Origin of the sequence: Amycolatopsis lexingtonensis (assembly GCF_014873755.1) — a bacterium.
Lineage (GTDB): Bacteria > Actinomycetota > Actinomycetes > Mycobacteriales > Pseudonocardiaceae > Amycolatopsis > Amycolatopsis lexingtonensis.
This window is the reverse complement of the sequence record NZ_JADBEG010000001.1, coordinates 6,006,347-6,029,106: the sequence shown is the minus strand read 5'-3', so window position 1 is coordinate 6,029,106 and position 22,760 is coordinate 6,006,347. Positions and strand designations below refer to the sequence as shown.

General features: G+C 70.4%; 21 protein-coding genes. 11 read left to right on the top strand and 10 right to left on the bottom strand.

The genetic code is table 11. The features are described from left to right. Positions 1-17 precede the first annotated feature (17 nt). From H4696_RS27110 to H4696_RS27085, 6 genes are all read left to right on the top strand, one after another. Positions 18-1,322: a glycoside hydrolase family 1 protein gene (locus H4696_RS27110; protein WP_249027064.1), complete on the top strand. Its 1,305-nt coding sequence runs from the start codon at positions 18-20 to the stop codon at positions 1,320-1,322. Between the two features lie 70 nt (positions 1,323-1,392). Beyond that, complete coding sequence (locus H4696_RS27105) at positions 1,393-2,577, top strand: lipid-transfer protein (RefSeq protein WP_192782564.1); 1,185 nt, start codon at positions 1,393-1,395, stop codon at positions 2,575-2,577. Positions 2,578-2,585: 8 nt separating this feature from the next. Beyond that, positions 2,586-3,017, top strand: coding sequence for a type II toxin-antitoxin system Rv0910 family toxin (locus H4696_RS27100; protein WP_086862664.1), 432 nt, complete (start codon positions 2,586-2,588; stop codon positions 3,015-3,017). Beyond that, positions 3,014-3,847 (top strand): MaoC/PaaZ C-terminal domain-containing protein, encoded by an 834-nt coding sequence (locus H4696_RS27095; protein ID WP_086862665.1) that lies wholly within the window; start codon positions 3,014-3,016, stop codon positions 3,845-3,847. The genes H4696_RS27100 and H4696_RS27095 overlap by 4 nt, the downstream gene beginning before the upstream one ends. Further along, entirely contained in the window at positions 3,847-4,716 is an 870-nt protein-coding gene (locus tag H4696_RS27090; RefSeq protein WP_086862666.1) for an SDR family oxidoreductase, read from the top strand. The genes H4696_RS27095 and H4696_RS27090 overlap by 1 nt, the downstream gene beginning before the upstream one ends. Further along, positions 4,713-5,894 (top strand): acyl-CoA dehydrogenase family protein, encoded by a 1,182-nt coding sequence (locus tag H4696_RS27085; protein ID WP_086862667.1) that lies wholly within the window; start codon positions 4,713-4,715, stop codon positions 5,892-5,894. The genes H4696_RS27090 and H4696_RS27085 overlap by 4 nt, the downstream gene beginning before the upstream one ends. Positions 5,895-5,940: 46 nt before the next feature. On the opposite strand, the gene H4696_RS27080 is transcribed toward H4696_RS27085, so the two are convergent. The 3 genes from H4696_RS27080 to H4696_RS27070 form a co-directional block, all read right to left on the bottom strand. After that, on the bottom strand, positions 5,941-8,424 hold the full coding sequence (locus H4696_RS27080; RefSeq protein ID WP_086862668.1) for a DNA gyrase/topoisomerase IV subunit A: 2,484 nt from the start codon (positions 8,422-8,424) through the stop codon (positions 5,941-5,943). A gap of 28 nt (positions 8,425-8,452) precedes the next feature. Beyond that, complete coding sequence (locus tag H4696_RS27075; RefSeq protein ID WP_086862669.1) at positions 8,453-10,504, bottom strand: DNA gyrase/topoisomerase IV subunit B; 2,052 nt, start codon at positions 10,502-10,504, stop codon at positions 8,453-8,455. Positions 10,505-10,638: 134 nt separating this feature from the next. Continuing rightward, entirely contained in the window at positions 10,639-12,066 is a 1,428-nt protein-coding gene (locus H4696_RS27070) for a hypothetical protein (protein ID WP_192782563.1), read from the bottom strand. Positions 12,067-12,173: 107 nt separating this feature from the next. On the opposite strand from H4696_RS27070, the gene H4696_RS27065 reads away from it, so the two are divergent. Both H4696_RS27065 and H4696_RS27060 read left to right on the top strand, forming a co-directional pair. Then, positions 12,174-13,262, top strand: a complete 1,089-nt coding sequence (locus tag H4696_RS27065; protein ID WP_086858717.1) for an LLM class flavin-dependent oxidoreductase — start codon at positions 12,174-12,176, stop codon at positions 13,260-13,262. Next, a complete protein-coding gene (locus tag H4696_RS27060) occupies positions 13,259-13,846 on the top strand; it encodes an FMN reductase (protein WP_086858718.1) in 588 nt (195 codons plus the stop codon). Before H4696_RS27065 ends, H4696_RS27060 begins: the two co-directional genes overlap by 4 nt. A gap of 109 nt (positions 13,847-13,955) precedes the next feature. Here the strand turns inward: H4696_RS27060 and H4696_RS27055 are convergent, their stop codons facing one another. From H4696_RS27055 to H4696_RS27040, 4 genes are read right to left on the bottom strand one after another with little or no spacing between them, the layout of a single operon-like run. Beyond that, entirely contained in the window at positions 13,956-15,023 is a 1,068-nt protein-coding gene (locus tag H4696_RS27055; RefSeq protein WP_143265031.1) for a DUF222 domain-containing protein, read from the bottom strand. Between the two features lie 53 nt (positions 15,024-15,076). Beyond that, a complete protein-coding gene (locus tag H4696_RS27050) occupies positions 15,077-15,673 on the bottom strand; it encodes a dihydrofolate reductase family protein (protein ID WP_086858720.1) in 597 nt (198 codons plus the stop codon). 1 nt (position 15,674) lies between these two features. Beyond that, entirely contained in the window at positions 15,675-16,139 is a 465-nt protein-coding gene (locus tag H4696_RS27045) for an SRPBCC family protein (RefSeq protein ID WP_086858721.1), read from the bottom strand. Then, a complete protein-coding gene (locus tag H4696_RS27040; RefSeq protein ID WP_086858722.1) occupies positions 16,136-16,471 on the bottom strand; it encodes an ArsR/SmtB family transcription factor in 336 nt (111 codons plus the stop codon). Before H4696_RS27040 ends, H4696_RS27045 begins: the two co-directional genes overlap by 4 nt. Before the next feature lie 142 nt (positions 16,472-16,613). Here H4696_RS27040 and H4696_RS27035 point away from each other — a divergent pair, with 142 nt between their 5' ends. Genes H4696_RS27035 through H4696_RS27025 form a run of 3 tightly spaced genes read left to right on the top strand, consistent with a single transcriptional unit; the run spans position 16,614 to position 19,102 of the window. Beyond that, positions 16,614-18,044 carry a serine hydrolase domain-containing protein gene (locus tag H4696_RS27035; protein WP_225955818.1) on the top strand — a complete coding sequence of 477 codons (1,431 nt, stop codon included), beginning with the start codon at positions 16,614-16,616 and terminating at the stop codon, positions 18,042-18,044. Then, positions 18,011-18,433 (top strand): PGPGW domain-containing protein, encoded by a 423-nt coding sequence (locus H4696_RS27030; protein ID WP_086858723.1) that lies wholly within the window; start codon positions 18,011-18,013, stop codon positions 18,431-18,433. The genes H4696_RS27035 and H4696_RS27030 overlap by 34 nt, the downstream gene beginning before the upstream one ends. An 18-nt stretch (positions 18,434-18,451) precedes the next feature. Further along, entirely contained in the window at positions 18,452-19,102 is a 651-nt protein-coding gene (locus tag H4696_RS27025; RefSeq protein WP_086858724.1) for a TetR/AcrR family transcriptional regulator, read from the top strand. Here H4696_RS27025 and H4696_RS27020 read toward each other — a convergent pair. From H4696_RS27020 to H4696_RS27010, 3 genes are all read right to left on the bottom strand, one after another. Continuing rightward, the gene (locus tag H4696_RS27020) at positions 19,062-19,724 is read right to left on the bottom strand and encodes a Rossmann-fold NAD(P)-binding domain-containing protein (RefSeq protein WP_086858725.1); all 663 of its coding nucleotides are present in this window, start codon (positions 19,722-19,724) and stop codon (positions 19,062-19,064) included. The two genes, H4696_RS27025 and H4696_RS27020, sit on opposite strands and share 41 nt — an antisense overlap. Further along, the gene (locus H4696_RS27015) at positions 19,721-20,116 is read right to left on the bottom strand and encodes a carboxymuconolactone decarboxylase family protein (RefSeq protein WP_086858726.1); all 396 of its coding nucleotides are present in this window, start codon (positions 20,114-20,116) and stop codon (positions 19,721-19,723) included. Before H4696_RS27015 ends, H4696_RS27020 begins: the two co-directional genes overlap by 4 nt. 131 nt (positions 20,117-20,247) lie before the next feature. Then, complete coding sequence (locus H4696_RS27010; protein WP_086858727.1) at positions 20,248-22,746, bottom strand: LamG-like jellyroll fold domain-containing protein; 2,499 nt, start codon at positions 22,744-22,746, stop codon at positions 20,248-20,250. Positions 22,747-22,760: the final 14 nt, after the last annotated feature.

The following is a 22,760-nucleotide window of genomic DNA, read 5'->3' as shown; positions in this document are numbered from 1 at the left end:
TGACTGAGGAGGGTGCTGTGGTGCGCCGAGCTCTCGTCGTCGTTCTGGTCCTGGTGGCCGGCCTGCTCGCCGGGGTGACACCCGCGGTCGCGTCGTCGGCGTTCTTCTGGGGCGTCGCGACCTCCGGGTACCAGTCGGAAGGTTCGGCGCCCGACAGCAACTGGCGCCGCTACGAGCAGGCGAAGACGTCGTCGATCAAGGAGCCCTACCGCGACGCCGTCGACTTCCGGCACCGCTACGCCGAGGACATCGACCGCGCGAAGCAGCTGGGTGTGAACGTCTTCCGCTTCAGCGTCGAGTGGGCGCGCATCGAACCCCGGCCCGGCCAGGTCGACCAGGCCGAGCTCGCGTACTACGACGACGTCGTCCGGCGGGTCGTCGCCGCCGGGATGCGGCCGATGATCACCCTCGACCACTGGGTCTACCCGGGCTGGGTCGCCGACCAGGGCGGCTGGGACAGCGACCGCACGCGCGATGCCTGGCTCGTCAACGCCCGCCGCGTCGTCGACCGGTACAAGGGCCTCGGCGCGCTGTGGATCACGATCAACGAGCCGACCGTCTACCTGCAGAACGAGATCAGCAACGGCGGGCTCGCCGCGTGGAAGGCGCCGTGGATGCTCTCGCGGCTGGTGCAGGTGCACCGCGCCGCCTACGACCTCATCCACCAGCTGGACCCGGGCGCGCTCGTCTCCAGCAACACCGCCTTCATCCCCGCGGTGCAGGGCGTGCTGGACGCGTCGTTCCTGGACCACGTCAAGGACAAGCTCGACTTCGCGGGGGTCGACTACTACTACGGCGCCAGCCTCGACAACGTCAGCGCCGCGCACGCGGCCAATGGCGAGTTCTGGAAGGTCACCCCGCAGCCGGACGGGATCTACTACGCGCTGCGGTACTACGCGCGGAAGTTCCCGGACCTGCCGCTCTACGTCGTCGAAAACGGGATGCCGACCGACAACGGCGCCGCGCGGCCCGACGCCTACACGCGGTCGGATCACCTGCGCGACCACGTCTACTGGGTGCAGCGCGCGAAGGCCGACGGCGTGAACGTGATCGGCTACAACTACTGGAGCCTCACCGACAACTACGAGTGGGGCAGCTACCAGCCGCGCTTCGGACTGTACACAGTGGACGCCGCGAGCGACCCGGCGCTGACCCGGCGGCCGACCGACGCCGTCGCGGCCTACCGGCAGCTGATCGCGGACCACGGCGTCCCGGGCGGGTACGCGCCGGTGCGGCCGCCGGGCTTCTGCTCGGTCGTCGACGGGCTCAGCAGCTGCCTCGACCCCGCACGCTACCCGGGGCCGGTCGTTCCGCTGGGCTGATTTTCCGCCGCTGACCTGCGGGTCCGCGGTCCGGTCTTGATAAATACATGCCGGTCTGTATGTTTGTTGCATGGCGAACAGGGTGTACGTCGTCGGGGTCGGGATGACGAAGTTCGAGAAACCCGGGCGGCGCGAAGACTGGGACTACCCGCAGATGGCCCGGGAGGCCGGGACCAAGGCGCTGGCCGACGCCGGGGTCGCGTTCGACGTCGTCCAGCAGGCCTACGTCGGCTACGTCTACGGCGAGTCGACGTCCGGGCAGCGCGCGGTCTACGAACTGGGGATGACCGGGATCCCCGTGGTCAACGTCAACAACAACTGCTCCACCGGCTCGACCGCGCTGTACCTGGCAGCGGAGGCGATCCGCGGCGGCCGCGCGGACTGCGCGCTCGCGCTGGGCTTCGAGAAGATGCAGCCGGGCTCGCTCGCGTCGACCTACGACGACCGCGAACAGCCGCTGGGCAACCACCTCCAGGCCCTCGCGGAGATCTCCGAAGTGCTGTTCCCACCGGCGCCGTGGATGTTCGGCGCCGCCGGCCGGGAGCACATGGCGAAGTACGGCACCACCGCCGAGCACTTCGCGAAGATCGGCGAGAAGAACCACCGGCACTCGGTGAACAACCCCTACGCGCAGTTCCAGGACGTCTACTCGCTCGACGACATCCTGGCGTCGCGGATGATCTACGACCCGCTCACGAAGCTCCAGTGCTCGCCGACGTCGGACGGCTCCGGCGCCGCGATCCTGGCCAGCGAGTCCTTCGTGGCGGACCACGACCTCGCGGACCGCGCGGTCGAGATCGTCGGGCAGGCGCTGACCACCGACTTCCGCAGCACCTTCGACGGCAGCGCGAAGAACATCGTCGGCTATGACATGACCCGCCAAGCCGCGCTCCGCGTGTACGACCAGGCCGGGCTGGGGCCTGCGGACTTCCAGGTCGTCGAGCTGCACGACTGCTTCTCCGCCAACGAACTGCTGACCTACGAAGCACTCGGGCTCTGCGAAGAGGGCGAGGGCGGGCACCTGGTCGACGCCGGCGACACGACGTACGGCGGGCGCTGGGTCGTCAACCCGTCCGGCGGGCTGATCTCGAAGGGGCACCCGCTCGGCGCCACCGGACTCGCCCAGTGCGCCGAACTCACCTGGCAGCTGCGCGGCGACGCGGACCGGCGTCAGGTCCCGGACGTGCGCGCCGCCTTGCAGCACAACATCGGACTCGGTGGCGCTGCCGTCGTCACCGCCTACCAGCGAGCTTAGGAGAAAACATGGGCCGGATCAGCGCCAGCGTCGAACTGCCCGCCCCGCCGGACAAGGTGTGGGCGGAGTTCTCGAACCCGAACAACTTCGAGAAGTGGCTGACCATCCACACCAAGTGGAAGGGGGACGTCCCCGCGGAGTTCTCGCAGGGCTCGCAGGTGTCCGAAGTCGTCACGATGCTCGGGATGGCGAACACGATCACCTGGACCGTCGACACCTACGACGCCCCTCACCAGCTGGTCATTTCCGGAACCGGGATGGCCGGGGTGAAGATCAGCTTCTCGCTTTCGGTGGCACCGGCCGGGTCCGGCTCGGCCGCGAGCATCGACGCCGAGTTCACCGGCCAGATGATCGTCGGCGCGCTCGGCAAGGCCGTGGAGAAGGACGGCAAGAAGAACCTCGACGAGTCCCTCGAGAAGTTCAAGGCGCTGGTCGCGTGAAGTTCGATCCGGCCGGGCTCGACAAGTGGACTTCGCCGGTGTCGTTCGACGTCACGCGCGAGCGGCTCGCCGAGTACGCGGCGGCGACGAACGACCCGATCCCGGCCCACCGCGCGGGGGACGTCGCGAGCCCGGTCTTCGCGATCGTGCCGGTGTTCCAGTCGCTGCTCGAACCGGCGCTGGAGGTGGTGCCGCCGTCGCTGTTCGGGCGGGTGCTGCACGGCGAGCAGGACTTCCGCTTCCACCGCCCGATCCGGCCCGGCGACGAACTGGTGTCGCGGGCGAAGATGACCGGCTACGAGGGACTGCCGAAGGGCACTCGGGCGACCGTCTACCTCGAATGCCGGTCCGCGTCCGGCGAGCTGGTGAACGAGCAGTACGTGACGTTCTTCGTGCGCGGCTTCGACACCGGCGAACAGCGCGGCACGCTCGGGCCTTCGCACCGCTTCAACGACGCGCTGCGCTCTTCGGCTCCGGTCGCGAAGGTCGTCCAGCACGTCGACGACGACCAGACGTACCGCTACGGCCCGGCGGCCGGCGACCCGATGCCGATCCACCTCGACGAAGAGGTCGCGAAGGCGGCCGGGCTGCCGGGGATCATCGCGCACGGGCTGTGCACGATGGCGTTCACGTCGTGGGCCGTGCTGACCGAAGTGGCCCCGGCCGGCCGGCTGCGCCGCTTTGCCGTCCGGTTCGCCGCCCCGGTGCTTCCGGGCCGGGACCTGACGACGTCGATCTGGGCGGCGGGCCCCGGCTCGTACGCCTTCGAAACCACCATGGGGGACACCTTGGTGATCAAGGACGGCCTCGCCGAGATCGGAGAGAACTGATGGGCGCATTGGACGGGCGCGTCGCGCTGATCACCGGCGCGGGCCGCGGGATCGGCCGCGAGCACGCACTGCTGTTAGCCAGGGAAGGCGCTTCCGTCGTCGTCAACGACCTGGGCGGCGGCAACGACGGGAGCGGCGCGGACGACGGGCCGGCGTCCTCGGTGGTCGCGGAAATCCGCGCGCTGGGTGGCTCGGCGGTCGCGAACACGTCGAGCGTGACGTCCTGGGCGGGCGCGGCGGAGCTGGTGGAGCAGGCCGTGACGGAGTTCGGCCGGCTGGACGTCGTGGTGAACAACGCGGGCATCCTGCGCGACGCGTTCGTCGCGGGCATCACCGAGCAGCAGTGGGACGACGTGATCGCGGTCCACCTCAAGGGCCACGCGGCGGTCCTGCACCACGCGGCGGCGTACTGGAAGTCGGCGTCGAAGGCGGGCTCGCCGGTTTCGGCGTCGGTGATCAACACGGCGTCGGCGTCCGGGGTCACCCTGCCGAACGCCGGCCAGCTCAACTACGGCGCGGCGAAGGCGGGCATCGCGGCGATGACCCTGGTGGCGGCGGCCGAACTGGAGCGCTACGGGGTGCGCGTGAACGCGATCGCCCCGATCGCCCGCACCCGGCTGACGCTCGCGACACCGGGAATGGGGACGATCTTCGCGGCACCGGTCGCCGAGGGCGAGTTCGACGCCTTCTCGCCGGCGAACATCTCACCGCTGGTGGCCTACCTGGCTTCGGAGAAGTGCGCGCTGACGGGCAAGGTGTTCGCGGTCCAGGGCGGCGCGATCTCGGAGCTGGCGGGCTGGCACGACGTCAAGGTGATCGAGACGGACGGCCCGTGGGAGATCGACGACATCGCGGCGAGGCTCCCGTGATCGAGTGGTCGGAGACGGACCTGCTGGTCCGCGACTCGATCCGGGACTTCATCGCCAAGGAGATCCGGCCGCACCTGGACGAGCTGGAGAGCGGCGCGCTGCCGCCGTACGACATCATCCGCAAGCTGTACGCGGCGTTCGGGCTGGACGTCATGGCGGCGGAGGCGGTTTCGAAGCTGCTTTCTTCCTCGCCGAAGTCTTCTTCCCCGGGTTCCCTGGGCGGGCAGGAGACCTTGGCGCTGATCGCGATCAGCGAGCTGGCCGGGGTGAGCCTCGGGATCGTGGCCTCGCTGGGTGTGTCGCTGGGCCTGGCCGCGGCGACGATCCTGGCCAAGGGCTCCCGGGAGCAGAAGGAACGCTGGCTGCCGGGCCTGGCGACGTTCGAGAAGATCGGCGCGTGGGCGATCACGGAACCGGACTCGGGCTCGGACGCCTTCGGCGGCATGCAGACCACGGTCCGCCGGGACGGCGACGAGTACGTGCTGAACGGGCGGAAGACCTTCATCACGAACGGCCCGTTCGCGGACACGGTGGTGGTGTACGCGAAGCTGGACGACGGATCGCCGGTCCGAGACCGGCCGGTGCTGACGTTCGTGCTGGACCGCGGGATGCCAGGCTTCGTGCAGGGCAAGCCGTTCAAGAAGATGGGGATGATGTCGTCCCCGACGGGCGAGCTGTTCTTCGACGACGTCCGGCTCGGCACCGACCGGCTGCTGTCGTCGTCGGGTGCCGAGAGCGCCCGGGAGAGTTTCGTGGCCGAGCGGGTCGGCGTGGCGGCGTTGTCGCTGGGGATCATCAACGAGTGCCTGCGGCTGTGCGTCGACTACGCCAAGTCGCGAAAGCTGTGGGGTCAGGAGATCGGGCGGTTCCAGCTGATCCAGCTCAAGCTGGCGAAGATGGAAGTCGCGCGGGTCAACGTCCAGAACATGGTGTTCCAGGCGGTGGCCAAGGCCCGCGCCGGGAAGCGGCCTTCGCTGGCGGAGGCGTCGGCGATGAAGCTGTATTCCTCCGAAGCCGCGACGGAGGTGGCGATGGAGGCGGTGCAGCTGTTCGGCGGGAACGGCTACATGGCCGAGTACCGGGTCGAGCAGCTGGCGCGGGACGCGAAGTCGCTGATGATCTACGCGGGCAGCAACGAGATCCAGGTGACGCACATCGCGAAGGCACTGCTGGCCTGAGTGGGTGTTCAGGCGGGTTGCGGCCCGCCTGAACACCCCTCGAGCGTCAGCCTCGTTCGATCAGGTGGCCCACGACGTCCGGGCCGGGGTGGGCGTGGCCCGAGCCGTCTCGGCGGACGTCGATCTCCGGGAGTTCCACCGGGTCGCCGTTCTTGGCCGAACCCGCCGGGCGCGGGCCGATCCAGGCCACCTGCAAGGCGGTTTCGCCCTTCAGGAAGCGCTGGGCCCGGACGCCGCCGGTCGCCCGGCCCTTCGCCGGGTACTCGCTGAACGGCGTCACCTTCACGCTTTGCCCGGTGGCCGTGATCACCAGGGGTTCGCCGTGTTCGTCGTCGTCCGTGCGGACCGCGCCGAAGAACACCACCGAGCCCGAACCCACGTTGATGCCCGCCATGCCGCCGCCCTTGAGGCCTTGGGGGCGGACCAGCGAAGCCGCGTACTTCAGCAGCGATGCTTCCGAGGACACGAACGCCAGGGTCTCCGTGCCGTCCGTCAGCCACGTCGCTCCGACGACCTCGTCGCCGTCCTTCAGCGAGATCACCTCGAACTCGTCCGAGCGGACCGGCCACTCCGGCGAGCAGATCTTCACCACGCCCGCCCGGGTGCCCAGCGCGAGGCCGGGGGAGCCCGCCGCCTGCTCACCGAGAGGGGCGATGCCGACGACCGTCTCGCCCTTCTCCAGCGGGACCAGTTCGCGGGCCGCCATGCCGCCGCGCAGGGAGACCGTGCCCGCCTGCTCCGGGAGCACCGGCAACGGCAGCACGTCCGTCTTGAACGCGCGGCCGCGCGAGGTCACCAGCAGGACCTGGCCGCGGGCCGTGGTGTGGACCACCGCCGAGACCGCGTCGTGCTTCACGCGGCCGTTGCGGCGGCGCGTCTCCGTCGCTTCCTCCGACTCCGCCGCCGTGCGGGCCACCAGGCCGGTCGCCGACAGGATGACCTGGCACGGGTCGTCCGCGACTTCGAGGGGGCCCGACGGCTTCGACGCGGCCAGGACCTCCTTCAGATCGCCGTCGATCAGGGCCGTGCGGCGCTCGGTCGGGAAGTCCTTCGCGATCTTCGCCAGCTCCGCCGAGACGAGCTTCTTCAGCACCGACTCGTCGTCGAGGATCTTGCTCAGCTCCTCGATCTCGTCGCGCAGCTGGTCCTGCTCCGACTCCAGCTCGAGCCGGTCGTACTTCGTGAGGCGGCGCAGCGGCGTGTCCAGGATGTACGTCGCCTGGATCTCCGACAGCTTGAACCGCTTCATCAGGCCGTCCTTCGCGGCCGCGGCGTTCTCGCTCTCGCGGATGAGCCGGATCACCTTGTCGATGTTCAGCAGGGCGATCAGCAGGCCCTCGACCAGGTGCAGCCGCTCTTCGCGCTTGCGGCGGCGGTACTTCGTCCGCCGCGTGACGACGTCGTAGCGGTGCCGGAGGAAGACCTCGAGGAGTTCTTTCAGGCCCAGCGTCTGCGGCTGGCCGTCGACGAGCACCAGGTTGTTGATGCCGAACGACTGCTCCAGCGGCGTCAGCCGGTACAGGTCCGCCAGCAGGGCCTGCGGGTTGACGCCGACCTTGCACTCGATGACCAGCCGCGTGCCGTTCTCGCGGTCGGTGAGGTCCTTGACGTCGGCGATGCCGGTGAGCCGCTTGGACTTGTTGACCTCGTCGGTGATCTTCTCGATCACCTTCTCCGGCCCGACGCCGTACGGCAGCTCGGTGACGGTGATCGCCTGCCGGCCGCGGCTGCCCTCCAGCGGCCCGGTCTCGCAGTTCGCGCGCATCCGGACCACGCCGCGGCCGGTCTCGTACGCGCGGCGGACCTCGTCGAGGCCCAGCAGGCTGCCGCCGGTCGGGAGGTCCGGGCCCGGCACGAACTCCATCAGCTTGTCGAGCGTCGCCGCCGGGTGCGTGATCAGCCACCGCGCCGCCGCGATGACCTCGCCGAGGTTGTGCGGGATCATGTTGGTCGCCATCCCGACCGCGATCCCGGACGTGCCGTTGACCAGCAGGTTCGGGAACGCCGCCGGCAGCACGGACGGCTCCTGCAGCGAACCGTCGTAGTTGGGCCGGAAGTCGACGGTCTCCTCGCCGAGCTCGCCGACCAGCTGCATCGCCTCGGGCGACATCCGCGCTTCGGTGTACCGCGAAGCGGCCGGGCCGTCGTCCGGCGAACCGAAGTTGCCGTGGCCGTCGATGAGCGGGACGTTCAGCGAGAAGTCCTGCGCCAGCCGCACCATCGCGTCGTAGATCGCGACGTCGCCGTGCGGGTGGTACTTGCCCATCACGTCGCCGACCACGCGCGACGACTTCACGTACGCGTGCGTCGGGCGGTAGCCGTTCTCGTTCATCGAGTACAGGATCCGGCGGTGGACCGGCTTCAACCCGTCACGCGCGTCCGGCAGGGCGCGGGAGTGGATGACCGAGTACGCGTACTCCAGGTAGGAGTCTTCGATCTCGGTCTTCAGCGGGTTCTCGAAGACCTGCGCCCCGGCGGCGTCGAACGCGCTCGGATCGACCTTGGTGGTGGTGCCCTTGCGGCGTGCCACGGCAGAACTCCTTGGTAGCTGTGAAAACTCAGGCGTCGATGGCTTCGCGGTCGATCCGGTCCGACGAGGCGACCAGCCAGTTGCGCCGGGGCTCGACCTTCTCGCCCATCAGCAGCTCCAGCGCGCCCTCGGCGGCCTCGGCGTCGTCCATGGTGATCCGGCGGACCGAACGGGTGGCCGGGTTCATCGTGGTCTCCCACAGCTCGTCGGCGTCCATCTCGCCGAGGCCCTTGAACCGCGGCACCGGCGTGACGATGTTCTTGCCCGCCCGCTCCAGCTCGGCGAACTTCGTCTCCATCTCCTGCTGGGTGAAGGTGAAGATCGTCTCCGGGTTGCGGCCCTTCGTGACGAGCTTGTGCAGCGGCGGCATCGCCGCGTACAGCCGGCCGTCCTCGATCACCGGGCGCATGTACTTCGCGAACAGCGTGATCAGCAGGGTGCGGATGTGCGAGCCGTCGACGTCCGCGTCCGCCATCAGGATGACGCGGCCGTAGCGCATGGTCGACAGGTCGAACGTGCGCCCGGTGCCCGCGCCCAGCACCTGCACGATCGACGCGATCTCGGCGTTCTTCAGCGTGTCGCCCAGCGACGCCTTCTGCACGTTCAGGATCTTGCCCCGCAGCGGCAGCAGCGCCTGGTACTCCGACACGCGCGCCATCCGCGCCGACCCCAGCGCGCTGTCGCCCTCGACCAGGAACAGCTCGCTGCGCGAGACGCCGGTGGTGCGGCAGTCGACCAGCTTGGGCGGCATGGCCGCGCCTTCGAGGGCGGTCTTGCGGCGAGCCGCGTCCTTCTGCTGCTTCTGGGTCAGCCGGACGCGGGAGGCGTCGACCACCTTCTGCAGCACGACCTTGGCCTCGGACTTGGTCTTGCGGTCCTCGGTCCACGCCTTGACGTGCTTGTCGACGATGCTTTGCAGGACCCGGGTGATGCCGGCGGTGGACAGCTCGTCCTTCGTCTGCGAGGTGAACTGCGGCTCCGGCAGCCGGACGTGCACCACGGCCGTCATGCCCTCGAGGACGTCCTCGATCGTCGGCATGTCCTCCTTGGGCTTGAGCAGCCCGCGGGTCTTGGAGATGGCCTCCTGCAACGCCTTCGCCACCGCGCGGTCGAACCCGCGGCGGTGGGTGCCGCCGTGGACGTTGCGGATCGTGTTGGTGAAGCATTCGACCGTGCGCTCGTAGCCGGTGCCCCAGCGCAGCGCCACCTCGACCTCGGCGTGGCGCTCCACATTGGACTGCATGACGCCGGCCGCGTCGGCCGCGTTCTCCTTGTACGTGCCCTCGCCGGTGATCAGCAGCGTGCCGCAGACCGGCTTCTCGCCCGACGGCGTCAGGAAGTCGACCATGTCGACCAGGCCGTTCGGGAAGTGGAACGTCTCTTCGTTGATCGTGTCTTCGATCGCGGTGCGCAGCACGTACGTGACGCCCGGGACCAGGAACGCGGTGTTGCGCAGCTTCGCCCGGACGCCCTCGACGTCCAGCGCCGCGCCGGACTCGAAGTAGCGCGCGTCGTACCAGTAGCGGATCGACGTGCCGCTGCGCTCGCCACGCTTCATCTTGCCGACGAGGTTCAGCCCGGACCGGCGGGTGAACTTCGCCTTCGGGCCGGGCGCGTCGAACGTGCCGGGGACGCCGTGCTTGAACGACATCTGGTGGACCTTGCCGTCCTGCTTCACCGTGACGTCGAAGCGGTGCGACAGCGCGTTGACCGCCGAAGCACCGACGCCGTGCAGGCCGCCGGAGGTCTTGTAGCCGGAGCCGCCGAACTTGCCGCCGGCGTGCAGCCGGGTCAGCACCAGCTCGACGCCGGACAAACCGGACTTCGCGTGGGTGCCGGTCGGGATGCCCCGGCCGTCGTCGTCCACCTGAACGCTCCCGTCGGCGTGCAGCGTGACCACGATCTTCGTCGCGTGGCCGGCGACACCTTCGTCCGTCGAGTTGTCCACCACCTCGGAGAAGAGGTGGTTGATGCCCCGGCTGTCGGTGGAGCCGATGTACATCCCGGGTCGTTTGCGGACGGCCTCGAGACCCTCGAGATGGGTCAGGTCATCGGCCCCGTACAAGGTCTCGGCAGTCACAGGGTCGTTCTCCCGGATCGTGGCTCGCGAAAGTGCTGGTGGTGGTGCGGACTCGCCTGCACCGTAGTGCAGGATATCCGCCCACCCCGACAAGTTCCGCGCGCTCCCGCTCCCGGAGTGGCGGGCGCCGCCCGCTAGCGGGGGTCGTAGCCCAGGTCGGGCCACAGGCCCAGCAGGGCTTCGATCTTCCGCGGGACCTGGAAACTGTTGCGGAAATTCGGCTTCTCGCCGATCGTGGCGAGCCCCTTGCGCAGGTCGCCGAACGCCGGCCGCGCCGCCGTCTCCCGGGTCAGGATGTAGCAGTACGTGCGCCGGGGGTAGGCGAACTCGTCGGCGTAGGCGTGCAGGACCAGGCCGGGGGCCTCGATCCGCGACCCGACCAGCGCCCGGCCCTGTTTCTGGCTGTAGACGCGGATCACGTGCACGCCGGCGCGGAGGGTGCGCGGCGGGTCCTGGCCCTGGCCGTCGTCGGCCCAGAACAGTTCGACGCGGAAGGGGGATTCGCCGTTCTCGCCGGGGTGCGTGTAGTCGCGGCCGAGTTCCTCCAGGCGGTACTCGGCTTCGGCGGACGGTTCCCCGCCTTCGACGAGGCTGACCAGGTAGAGCTCGGCCGGACGGGGCCAGGCGGGCCGGGGGACGTCGGTGGGTTCGGCGGCTTCGGTTTCGGCCGCCGCCGCAACCGGTTCCGCGCCGGCGGTGGCCGCGGGGGTTTCGGTCGGGGTGGCGGTGGGCTCAGCGGCCGGGGTGCCTGCCTCGGCTGCGGACGGCGTGGAAGCGCCGGGCTGCGAGTCGGAAGCCGTGGCCGGGTCGCCGGGCTGCGAGCCGGTGGCGGGTGTGCCCGGCTGCACCGGCGAGGCGGCGGCGGGGCGCACCGGCGATGGGGGCGGCGTCGCGGCCGCGGGCCGGACCGGGGAAGCGGGAGGTGCCGGGCGCACCGGCGAGGGAGGCGGCGTCGCGGCCGCGGGCCGGACCGGCGTCGCGGGGCGGCTCGTCACCACCGAGCGGGCGGGTGCGCTGCGGGCCGGCGTCGTGGGGCGCGCCGTGACCGGCTTACCGGCGCCGTACTGCTCCAGGAGCGGCTCCAGGTCGCCCGCCGTGAGTGCGGGGCCCGCGAGGTCGCACCAGTCGAGCCAGGCCTCCTGGGCCTCCTCGACGGTGTGCTTCTCGTGCGAGACCGTGACCGCCTCGAACAGCTGCCGGGGCCCGGCCGCGGTGACGTCGGCCGAGCCGACCACCACGAACGACGGGTCGTCCTCCGCGATCACCAGCTTGGCGTTCAGCCCGCGCAGCGAGTGCACGATCACGCCAGCCTTGACCCAGTGCAGCAGCGCGTGCGGGCTCGTCGCGCCGGACAGCACCGTGTCCAGGCTCGCGTCCGTGATCAGCGTGTCGCCGGGTTCCAGTGGCAGCAGCGCGGCCGCGCCGGGCCCGACGTGGCCGAAGGCCGCCACCAGGTTCCGGCGAGGCGCGAGCAGTGGGGTGATCGAGCCCCAGATGTCGCGGCCCGTGAGAAGTCGTACCGAACGTTCTGCCAGACCCAGCCGACCGAGCTCCGCGTCCATGTCCCTGACCTTACTTGGTGCCCCCTACGGCATTGACGGGCGGAATATGTCTTGCTTGGAAGTAGTTGAACGCGCATGTAAGATGGTGCTCGCGAAGGGAGCAGGTCATGCAGTTCGGAATCTTCACGGTGGGCGACGTCACGACCGATCCCACGAACGGCAGCACGCCGACGGAACACGAGCGGATCAAGGCGATGGTCCGGATCGCGCTCAAGGCGGAGGAGGTCGGGCTCGACGTCTTCGCGACCGGCGAGCACCACAACCCGCCGTTCGTGCCGTCGTCGCCCACGACGATGCTCGGCCACATCGCGGCGCAGACGTCCAAGCTGATCCTCTCGACGTCGACGACGCTGATCACCACGAACGACCCGGTGAAGATCGCCGAGGACTTCGCGATGCTGCAGCACCTCGCCGACGGCCGCGTCGACCTGATGATGGGCCGCGGCAACACCGGCCCGGTCTACCCGTGGTTCGGCCAGGACATCCGCCAGGGCATCCCGCTGGCCATCGAGAACTACGCGCTGCTGCGCAAGCTCTGGCGCGAGGACGTCGTCGACTGGCAGGGCAAGTTCCGCACGCCGCTGCAGGGCTTCACCTCGACGCCGCGCCCGCTCGACGGCGTCCCGCCGTTCATCTGGCACGGTTCGATCCGCAGCCCGGAGATCGCCGAGCAGGCCGCCTACTACGGCGACGGCTTCTTCGCCAACCACATCTTCTGGCCGAAGGAGCACTTCCAGCAGCTGATCGCCTTCTACCGCCAGCGCTTCGAGCACTACGGCCACGGCCAGGCCGACCAGGCCATCGTCGGCCTCGGCGGCCAGGCGTTCATCCGCCCGAAGTCCCAGGACGCCTGGAACGAGTTCCGGCCGTACTTCGACAACGCGCCGGTGTACGGGCACGGCCCGTCGCTGGAGGAGTTCACCGACCAGACGCCGCTGACCGTCGGCAGCCCGCAGGAGGTCATCGACAAGACACTGACCTTCCGCGAGCACTTCGGCGACTACCAGCGCCAGTTGTTCCTGATGGACCACGCCGGCCTGCCGCTGAAGACCGTCCTGGAACAGCTCGATCTGCTCGGCGAGCACGTCGTCCCGGTGCTGCGCAAGGAACTGGACGCGCTGCGCCCGGCCCACGTCCCGGACGCGCCGACCCACGAGTCCCTGAAGGCCGCGGCGCTCGTCGGGAGCCAGGCATGAAGCTCGCGGTGGTGACGGCGGGGCTTTCGGTGCCCTCGTCGACCCGGTTGCTGGCCGACCGGCTGGCCGCGGCGACCGTCGCCGCGGCCGGTGAGCCGGTCTCCGTGACTGTCGTCGAACTGCGGGACATCGCGCTCGACGTCACGAAGAACCTGCTCACCAGATTCCCGAGTCCGGAGCTGCGTGGGGCGATCGAGGCGGTGACCGGTGCGGACGCGCTGATCGCGGTGACGCCGGTGTTCACGGCGGGCTACAGCGGGCTGTTCAAGTCGTTCTTCGACGTGCTCGACGCGGATTCGCTGGTGGGCAAGCCGGTGCTGCTCGGCGCGACCGGCGGTACCGAGCGGCACTCGCTGGTGCTCGACTACCAGCTGCGTCCGCTGTTTGGGTACCTGAAGGCGGATCCGGTCGCGACGGGCGTGTACGCGGCTTCGTCCGACTGGGGCGGCGGTGAAGGCGCGCTGCAGCGGCGGATCGAGAAGGCCGGCGCGGAGCTGGCCTCGCTGGCTGCGGGGCGGCCCGCGGTGGCTGCCGAGCCGGAGTTCGTGCCGTTCGACCAGTTGCTGGCGGGGACGGGCGAGTAGGCCCGGCCGTCGCGTGGGTGTGGGCCCGGAGCCTGGTGGCTGCGGGCCTTTCCCGTTAACGGTTGTCTCAGCGCGGTGCCAGGGCAGCGGTCTGAACTTGCACCGTGGCTCAGGCAGCTGCCGGAGGTTGGTGCGCCGCCGTGTCGGGCTGCCAGCGATCCGGTGCCGGGCGTGGCGGCCCTGGCGGCGGAGTCGTGGGCTGTGGCTGGTGGGGGAGGCGCCGGCGCGATCGCTCGGGTCCCGCGTGGCGGAAGCCGGTGGTGATCAGGCGGCGGAGGCGGCCTGGGGCCGGGGATTCGGTTGTCTCGTCCGTGGCGGCGGGAGTGACCGGGTCGGCGTCGGCGTGGGCGTGGGTCTGGTTCTCGGCGGCGGGTGTGTCGTCGAGTGTGGACTGGGCGGTGTCGAAACCCTCTGCGGGAACAGGCAGCAGTACCTGGACGCGGTCGCCGTACTGCATCGGCAAGTCCGGGGAGTCGAGGGCCAGGTCGATCGCGTCGGAAAAGGCGTCGCCGTAGCGCTCCTGCGAGGTGCGGGACTCTTCGCCCTCTTCGGCGGCGCGGCGCTCGGCCAAGGCGTCGAGCAGGGCGCTGGCGCGGTTGCCGGTCTCGTCGTCGAAGCGGCCGGACAGCTCCCAGGTGCCGGATCTCTTGCGGCGCAGGGAAAGTTTGCGGGGCGGGGTGGCGGGCTCGGGGGCGGTCGGCTCGGCGTCGCCGGGGTCCAGCTCGGACAGGAGCCGGGAACCCAGCGCCGCGACCTTCCGGTGCCCTGCTTCGGAAGCGGCGGACAGCAGCAGTTGGTGCTCGGTGTCTTCCCGGTGCTCGGGCGGAACCTGCGCCATGACCTTGACGATCGCGTCGATCATCGGGGTGCTCAACTGCCCGGCCGACGCCGCGATTTTCGTTGCGGGCGCGAAAGACTCGGTGGGGCCGCCCTCTGGGGAATGCATCGCCCGGGCGCGCCTCATGACGGCGTCGGCCGTGGCCTTCGGTACGTCGGCGAGATGCGCGTACAGCTGGGCGGCCGATCGGTAACCGAACGTTTCCGGTGCGCCGCGTGACTCGATTTCCACCAGCAGCGCACCGATTTCCGCCTCGGCGGATCTCACGACAGCGAGCAGCGAGCCGATGCGGTCGGTCAGGGCCGCCGCATCGGCTTGCTGGAGGTCGTTGGTGTCCACGTCTTCGAGATTACCGATCTTCGAACAGTCGTTCATCACACGAAGAGGTGAAGTCAGCGGTGGTGCACCCGGTATCGCAGATGGGTGACGACTTCGCCGGCCACGACCTCCACGCGTTCCAGTTCGGCCTTCGTGGCGCCGAGGTCTTCGAAGTAGCGCACGCCTTCGCCGAGGAACACCGGCACCAGGTCGATCCGTACCTCGTCCAGCAGGCCCAGGTTCAGGCACTGCCGGGCGATGTCCGGCCCGGAGACGCCGACGTTGCCGTCGCCGGCCGCCTTCGCCTGCTCGATCGCGGTGGCGACGTCGCCGACGAACGTGAACGGCGCCAGGTTTTCCGCGGACCAATCCGTGGGCGGCGGCCGGTGGGTCACCACGAACGCCGTCCCGCCGCCGGGCGGGTGGCCGCCCCAGCCGTGGGTGTGGTCGAACACCCGGCGGCCGCAGACGAAAGCGCTGTGGCGCGCCGATTCCAGCTGCGCTCGCAGGTAGTCCGCGCTCGACGGCGTGACGCGGAACGTGATCGGGTAGCCCACCATCGGCACTTCGATGTCGCCCGCGGTGTACCAGTCGAAGAGTGGCCCGACGCTGTCGTCGGGCCGCGCCACGAAGCCGTCGAGCGACATGCAAAAGCTCGCGACGACCGGCATGTCAGTCCTCCTTCTCCAGTACCTCGTCGAGGCGCTCGTACGACTGCGTGATGCCGTTGTTCATGCCGCTCTCGACCGCCGCGTCGCGGGCCTCGACCGAGGGGAACACCGAGCGGCTCTCGAGCCGGGTGCGGCCGCCGAGGTCGACCAGCGTCATCGACTCCAGGCAGACCTCGCCGGGGGCGCCCTCGAACTCGAAGGTCTGGATGATCCGGTCGGCGCTCACCGTGTGGTAGACGTCGCGGAAGCGGTATTCGCCGCGGTCGTCGCGGTGGACGTAGTGGTAGCCGCCGCCCGAGCGGGCGTCGAACTCGAGCAGCTCCATCTCCATGCCGCGCGGGCCCAGCCAGCGGACGACGAGCTCCGGGTCGGTGTGGGCGCGCAGGACCTTGTCCGGCGAGGCCGCGAACTCGCGGGTGATCTCGATGAACGGGGTGGCGGGCTGGGCGGTGATCGTGGTGCTCATGGGTTTTCCTCCAGGGTTTCCAGGACGGCGTCGAGCCGCCGGTAGGTGCGTTCGGTGGCCAGCCGGTAGGTGTCGATCCAGCCGGTCAGCGCTTCGAGGGCGGCCGGGACGAGGTGGCACGGCCGGCGCTGGCCGTCGCGGCTGCGCGTGATCAGCCCGGCCTGTTCCAGCACCTGGATGTGCCGGGAGATCGCCTGCTTGGTGATCTCGAAGGGCTCGGCCAGCTCGTTCACCGTCGCTTCGCCGCGAGAGAGCCGGGCGACGATCGCCCGCCGCACCGGGTCGCCGAGTGCGGTGAACGCCCGGTTCAGTCCCTCCTCGTCAAGCGCCATCTTTATCAACCAATCTGTTTATCAACCGATGCGTTGACTATGGCACGAGGTGCCGCGGCCGTCAAGGAGGTGCCGAAAGTAGGGGGTCCCCGACGTCGTCCGGCAGCGGTGGCGGACCCGCGAAATCCCTAGCTTTACCCCCATGACCAGGCTTTTCCTCGTGCTCACGGCTCTGCTGCTCGCCACCGCGACTCCCGCGGCCACCGCCGCTGCGCCTCCGGACGTCGACGGCTACGTCCGCGCCTACCTCGACCACACGGGCCTGCCCGGTGCCGCGGTAGCCGTCACTCACAACGGTGACGTCGTCCGCGTCGCGGGCTACGGTCACGACGCCGCGGGCGCGCCGGTCACCGCGGCGAGCCGGCTGCCGATCGCGTCGGTGAGCAAGTCCATGACGGCGTTCGCGGTGCTCCAGCTCGCCGAGGCCGGGAAGCTCCGGCTCGACGAGCCGGTCACGCGCTACCTCCCGGACTTCCGGCTCGCCGACCCGCGGGGCGCCCGGATCACCGTCCGGATGCTGCTGGACCAGACGTCCGGGATGGCCGACTCCGCGTTCCCCGACCTGAAGCTGGCGCAGCCGCGCACCCTCGCCGAAGCGGTCACCCGGCTGCGCGAAGCGCCGCTGGCGAGCGAACCGGGGGCCGAGTTCCACTACCACAACCCCAACTACGAGGTGGCCGCCCGCATCGTCGAGGTGGTGGCCGGGCAGCCGTTCGCGGAGTACCTGCGCACCCGGCTGTTCGGGCCGCTCGGCATGACGGCGAGCACCACCGTGGACACGCCGCCGGCCGGGACCGCCGGGTACGTCCGGGCGTTCGGGATCGAGGTGCCGGTGTCCGAACCGGACTGGTTCACCGGCGGCAGCCACGGCGTCCTGAGCACCGCCGGGGACCTGGCCAGGTGGCTGATCGCCCAGCGCGACGGCGGTGGCGTCCTCTCGCCGGCTTCGGCCGCGCTCGCGCACACCCCGGCCCCCGGTCGCGGCTACGCGCTGGGCTGGACCGTCCGGGACGGCCGGGTTTCGCACACCGGCGACTGGTTCTCCCACACCGCGGCCCAGGTGCTGCTGCCCGGCGGCTACGGCGTCGCCGTCATGGCGAACACCGGTATGGCACTGGACAACGAAGCCGAACTGCTGGCCCAGGGCCTCGCGGACCTGCTCGAAGGCGGCGCGCCCGAGGTGTCCCTGCCCGCCGGCGTCGTGGCCGACTGGGTGCTCGGAGGCTTGGCGCTCATCGCTGCCGGGCTCGCTGTCCTGGGGGTGCGGCGAGCCCGGCGGAAGTCCCGGTGGTGGCGCGTCGTGCCGCCGTTGCTGCCGTTCGCGGTGCTCGCGTTTCTGCCGCAGCTGCTGGGCGTGGTGTTCGCCGGCCGGCAGGGGACCTTCGGCCAGGTGCTCTACGTCTGGCCGGGTCTGGTGATCGCGCTCGGACTGGTCGCGCTCGCGGGCTTTGCGGTGGCCTTGGCGCGGGTATCCGCCCTCGTGAGTGGCACGCGAACCCGCGACCAGGAAGAATCGGGCGAAACGAGGGGAGAGCACCGGTGGGCATCGGCAAACAGGCCAAGCGCGTCCTGATCGCCTCGGCGGGCGCGGTCCTGCTGGTGGTCGGGGTGCTGCTGCTCGTACTGCCCGGGCCGGGGCTGCTCCTGGTGCTCGCCGGGCTGCTGCTGCTCGCCTCGGAGTTCCCGGCGCTCGAGAAGTACGTCGACCCGGTCCGCGACCGCGCGATGAAGGCGGCCGAGGACAGCGTGTCCTCGCCGCTGCGGATCGCAGGCTCGGTGCTGGCCGGGCTGGCGCTGCTGGCTGCGGGGATCGTCTGGGGCACCGTGAAGTCGCTGCCGTTCAGCGGCTGGAGCACCGGGTCGAGCCTGATCCTGTCGTCGGCGATCCTGTTCGCGCTGCTGATCTGGAGCTACCGCCGGGTGAAGGCGCGCCGCGCGGAACCGGCCGCCCGCCGCGACTGACCGGTACCGTCGGGGAGCATGAGCGCCGGATTCCAGCGCGCCCGCCGTCCCGAGCAGATCGAGGCGCGCCGGACCGCGATCCTCGCCGCCGCCCGGGAGATGCTGGGGCAGCGGCCGGTCGCCGAGATCAGCCTGCGGGAGCTCAGCTGCCGCGTCGGGCTCGCGAAGTCCAATGTGCTCCGCTACTTCGACAGCCGGGAGGCGATCTTCCTCGAGGTCCTCGACGGATCGTGGTCGGCGTGGCTCGACGAGCTGGCGTTCGGGGACCTGCCGGGCCCGCCCTCCGCGCGCGAGGAGCGGATCGCCGGGACGATTGCATCGACGCTCGCGGAACGTCGGCTGCTGTGCGAGCTGATCAGCGCGATGGCGCCGGTGCTGGAACGCAACATCTCCCTGGACTTCGCCCGCGGCTTCAAGCACCGCGCGGCCGCGAACCTCGAACGACTGGCGTCGCTGGTCCGCGCCGGCGTCCCGGAGCTGTCGGCGGACGCGGCCCGGGTGTTCGCGCGGTCCGTCGTGGTCGTGGTGTCGGGGGCGTGGCCCTACGCGAACCCGACGGAGGCAGTGGCACTCGCGACGGCCGAGGCCGGTGGCGCGCCCGGGTTCGAGGCCGTGGTGGCGGAGAACCTCACGAACCTGCTGGCCGGTCTCGTCGCGCGAGGGCGGTGATGTCCGCGTTCTCCAGGATCGGCTTCTCGTACCCCGACGAGGCCACCGCCAGCATCGCGAGCCCGATGTCCTCGGTGGTCGTCACCGCGCGCGGGAACAGCCGCTTGAGCACCGGGTACAGCGGCATCGCGACGCGGTAGAGCACCCGGTACAGCGGGGTTTTCGACGTGATGCCGTGCAGCGGCTGGATGTAGCCGGGGCGGAAGGCGAACGTCCGCAGCGGCAGCCGCGCCAGCGCGTTCTCCGTCGCGCCCTTCACCCGGGCCCAGCGCACGCGGCCGCGCTCGGTGCTGTCGGTGCCCGCGCCCGAGACGTACACGAAAGTGGTGTCTTCGGGCAGCTTCCGGGCCACCGAAAGGGTGAGCTGGTAGGTGATCCGCTCGTAGTCCTCCGGTGACACGCCCACCGACGACACCCCGAGGCAGAAGAAGCAGGTGTCGTACCCGGTGATCGGCTCGAGGGCGAACAGGTCCCGCTCGACGACTTCGCGCAGCTTCGGGTGGCTGGTGCCGGCCGGGGACCGGCCGACCGCCAGCACCGCCTCGACCCGTTCGTCGCGCAGGCATTCCCGCAGCACGCCTTGGCCGACCATGCCGGTCGCGCCGAACAGGACGACCCTCATGCGCTCGTCACCGGCAGCAGCCCCCTCTCGGCGAAGACCTTCTTGGCCGTGAAGGTCGCGTTCAGCGCCTTCGGAAATCCACAGTAGACCGCCGAGTGCAGGAGCGCTTCGACGATCTCCGCGGGCGTGAGCCCGACGTTGAGCGACGCGTTGACGTGCACCTCCAGTTGCGGCTCGCAGCCCCCGAGCGCGGTGAGCATGCCGAGCGTCACGAGCTGGCGCTCGCGCGGCTCGAGCCCCGGCCGCGCGTAGATCTCCCCGAATCCCCACGACACGACGGCTTCCGCCAGCGCGGGGGAGACGTCGGCGAGGTTGTCGAGCACGCGCTGCCCGCTCTCGCCGTCGATGGCGGACAGGGTCTTCAGGCCGAGTTCGAAGCGCTCGTCGGTCATGGCGGGTTCCTTTCCCCAGTACGTCGTTGCGAGGACGACGCTAGGGGCTGGAGCGCGCTCCAGGTCAAACGCGAGGACGAAAAAATCCGGGGAGGCCGGTCGCCCGGCCTCCCCGGATTTCGGGGGACTGCTTACTTGCCGCTCGAGTACAACGCGCTCACGTCCGCGTCGGACAGGGCGCGGTCGTACACGTGCACCTGGTCGACCGCGCCGTTGAGGTAGTCGACCGGGTTGCCGCCGTACTTGCCGCGGCCGATCACCGTGTGGCCCGTCGACGCGTCGCCGAGGCAGACGCTCTTCGTGGCCGCCAGCTGGCCGTCGACGTACAGCTTCAGCGTGCCCGCGGCCGCGTCGCGGACGCCGACCACGTGGTACCAGCGGTTCGCTTCCGGGGCCGTGGGCGCCAGAGCCCGCGTGCCCACGAAGCTCATCGCGAGCCGGTGGTCCTGACCGGAGTACTGCAGGAAGAACGCGCTGTTGCTGTCGCCGTCCTGGCTGACCACGGTCTGGAAGCCGTCACCCACGGCGTTGAACTTCACCCACGCCGCCGCGCTGTAGCTGCCTTCGGTGTTCACCAGCGCGGCACCCGTGTCGGCGTACTGGCCCGACCCGTTGACCGCCAGCGCCGAGCCGGTCTTGCCCGCCGTCCAGGACGCGCCGCCGACGAGCGTGGCGTCGTGGTCGCCGACGCTGTCCGCGGCCGTCGTACCGGTGTTCTCGTCGAAACCGTAGGCCGCGATGCCGTCGATGCCCGGGGTGCCCGCGGGCACCGACGGACCGGAGACCGGAGCCCCGGTGGCGCCCTTGATGACCGCGAGGTTCGCCGCGCGGACCGCCGCGAAGTCCATCTTCTTCACCTGCCGGTCGTAGGTGAAGAAGCCGTTGACCTCCTTCTCGACGTCGGTGGTCTGCGTGTAGACGCCGGCCGAGACGCCGCACCGCTGGGCGACCAGCAGCAGGCGCTGCTGCAGCTCGCCGTAGCGCCGGGTCAGCGTCGCGCTGTCGGGCTCCATCTCGTAGGCGAAGCTGCCCGCGGCGTCGAACTCGTGGCCGGCGACCTTCAGGCCGAGGCCGCCGTACTCGCCGTCGACCGCCGCGCGCGTCCCGGTCTGGATCGGCGTGCCCGGACCGGTGTAGGTGTGGTCGTCGTAGATGTCACCGCGACCGCTGTCCGGTTCGGACCGGCAGCAGTTGACGCCGGATTCCGCGTTGACGAGCCGCGAGGGGTCCCACGACTTGACCTCGTCGGCGATCCGGCCGACTTCGTAGTCGCCCCAGCCCTCGTTGAACGGCACCCACGTGACGATCGACGGGAAGCTGCGGTGCTGGTCGATCATCCGCTTCATCTCGGACTCGTAGTTGACGCGCGAAGCCGCGGACGGCTCGACGTCGTCCTTCATCGCCGGCATGTCCTGCCACACCAGCAGCCCGAGCTTGTCGGCGTAGTAGTACCAGCGGTCCGGCTCGACCTTGATGTGCTTGCGCACCATGTTGAAGCCGAGCGCCTTCTCCTGCTCCAGGTCGAACTTCAGCGCCGCGTCGGTCGGCGCGGTGTAGATGCCGTCCGGCCAGAAGCCCTGGTCGAGCGGGCCGACCTGCATGACGAACTTGCCGTTGAGCAGCATCCGCTGCTTGCCGTCGGCGGTCTTGCCGACGCTGATCGACCGGATGCCGAAGTACGAACCGACCTCGTCCCCGCCCGACAGCTTCACGCGCAGGTCGTAGAGGAACGGGTCGTCCGGCGACCACAGGTGCGGCCGGTCCACCTTGAGCTTCAACGGCTGGTTCGCGTCACCGGACACGCGCCCGACCGGGCGCCCGTGGTCGTAGGCGACGGCTTCGACGCGCTGCCTGACCGGGCCGCCGACCACGGCGTTCACCGTGACCGAACCGCTCGCCACGTCGGGCGTGACGTCGAGCCGGTCGACGCGCGCGGACGCCACCGGTTCCAGCCAGACGGTCTGCCAGATGCCGGACGACGGCGTGTAGAAGATGCCGTCGCCGGGCTGGCGCTGCTTGCCGATCGGCTGCCCGCCCTGGTCGTTCGGGTCGGCGACGCCGACGACGACTTCCTGCGACTTCGCCGTGGTCAGCGCGTCGGTGACGTCGACGGACCAGGCGTCGTAGCCGCCGGTGTGGCGGCCGACGGTCTTGCCGTTGACGATCACCGTGGCGTCGTAGTCGACGGCCTGGAAGTGCAGCAGGAGCCGCTGGCCGCCCTTGCCGACCTGCCAGGTCTTCGGGACCTCGAACGTGCGGCGGTACCACATGTTCGTTTCGTGGCGCATGATCCCGGACAGCGCGGACTCGACCGGGTACGGCACGAGGATGCGCTCGCCGAGCGTCTTGCCGACCGGCGCGGCCTCACCCGGGGTCGCCTTGGCGAACTCCCAGACGCCGTTGAGGTTCTGCCACTTGTCGCGGGTCAGCTGGGGCCGGGGGTAGTCGGGGAGGGCGTTCGCCGGCGAAACGTCCTTCGTCCACGGGGTGCTCAGCGGCGGGGTGAGCCGCTGCCACTGGGGTGCGTCGGCGGCGCTGGCGGCCGGCACGGTGCCGAGGCCGGCCACCGCGACGGCGAACGCGGCGGCCGCGGTCAGCCATCTCCGGGTATTTCGGGCAGGACGGAACATCGTTGAGACCTCCT